The 1595-nt window shown below is 32.8% G+C and carries 1 protein-coding gene; it reads right to left on the bottom strand.

Annotated features, from left to right (window positions below; all coding sequences use genetic code 11):
• Positions 1–1478: cell envelope biogenesis protein OmpA (locus KO504_RS01155; protein ID WP_215924502.1), on the bottom strand; the 1478-nt coding region annotated here is incomplete at its 3' end.
• Between the last annotated feature and the right edge of the window lie 117 nt (positions 1479–1595).

Below are 1595 nucleotides of genomic sequence, written 5' to 3'. Positions count from 1 at the left end.
ACAGGAACTTTTTTACTGTCAAAACCATCCATTACAACTTCTAATTCGCTATCCTCATCACATTCTACTATAAACTCAGCAATACCTTGAGTGTTTGTCATTTTAGAAACTACTTTATTGCCTTCACTATCATACAATGTAACAGCAGCAGCACTAATAGGCTCGCGTGTTTTGTCATCTAAAACGGTAGCGCTTATTAATACATCACAAAGTGGTTGTAATTTTTTGAATTCGTAAATATCGTCACTTCCTTTTCCACCTTCTCTGTTTGAAGAAACAAAACCATCACCGTTTTCTTCATCAATAATGAAAGCAAAATCATCAGCGTTACTGTTAATAGGAATACCTACATTACGAGCAGGAGCTAGTTTACCATCAATTTCTTTAGTGTAAAATACATCTAATCCACCAAGACCTAAATGACCATTAGAAGAAAAGTATAGAGTATTATTACTACTGATGTAAGGGAACATTTCTTGCCCTTCAGTATTTATTTTTTGACCTAAGTTTTCAGGTTCACCTATAGTTCCATCAGCATTTATTGCAGCTTTGTAGATATCAAAATCTCCAAAACCGCCAGGCATATTAGAAGAAAAATAAAGTGTTTTACCATCTGCGCTAACAGAAGGGTTTTTAACAGAGTAGTTTTCACTATTAATAGCTAAATTTTCAACCATATCCCAATCGTCGCCCAACTTAGTAGCTTTAAATAAATACAGTTGGCTAAAACGCGTACTGCTTAGAGAATCTTTTTGAAAGTCTTTTTCAAAATAACTTTCTCTAGAGAAATACATTGTTTTTCCATCAGGAGTAAAGGAAACTAAACCTTCGTGAAATTTTGTATTTATTTTTTTGTTAGCTAAAGTAGCTTCTTGATAAGTACTATCAGCGTTTTTAACAATAGTGTAAATATCTAAGTAAGGTTGGTCATTCCAACCATAAGTTTTACGATTGTCATTACGACCAGAAGTGATGTATAATTTACCATCATGTAAGATACCACCAAAATCTGATTGTGTAGAGTTAAAATCTGCATTTTGTACATTAAACTTTTTACCTTGTTCTAAAATTTTAGGAAGGTAATCCGGATTTTTTCTAAATGCTATAGCTCTATTATCTGCAGGACGCATTGTCGCAAACTTATCCATTTGCTGATTAGAGGCTTCATATTTCCCATTTGCTTTAAGCATTTGAGAATATTTGTATACCATTTCTGGTTTTTCAGAAGTTTCTAAAGCTTTAGCATACCAACGCTCAGCAGCTTCGGTATTAAAAATGTTATAATAACTTTCTGCAAGTTGTCCGTAAACATAGTCGTCTGCTTTACCGTCTTCTACAAGTTTGTTATAGCTTTCTGCAGCTTTTACAAATTCAAATCTAGCAAAGTGCTTATCTGCTTTCTTGGTATCTTTATTCTGAGCAGTTAAGCAAAAGCTACTCATCAACGTAATAAATAATAATGTTTTAAAGTTTTTCATAATTGTTTTTAGCTTAACTGATTAAAAGTATCTTGGTGAACGAGAAACACGTTTTGGAAAATTAAGATCAAATAATAACATGATCTCATGTGATGCTGGTGCATATGCTTTAATATC

This window comes from Winogradskyella psychrotolerans (assembly GCF_018860565.1).
Lineage (GTDB): Bacteria > Bacteroidota > Bacteroidia > Flavobacteriales > Flavobacteriaceae > Winogradskyella > Winogradskyella damuponensis.
This window is presented reverse-complemented; position numbering and strand designations above follow the sequence as displayed.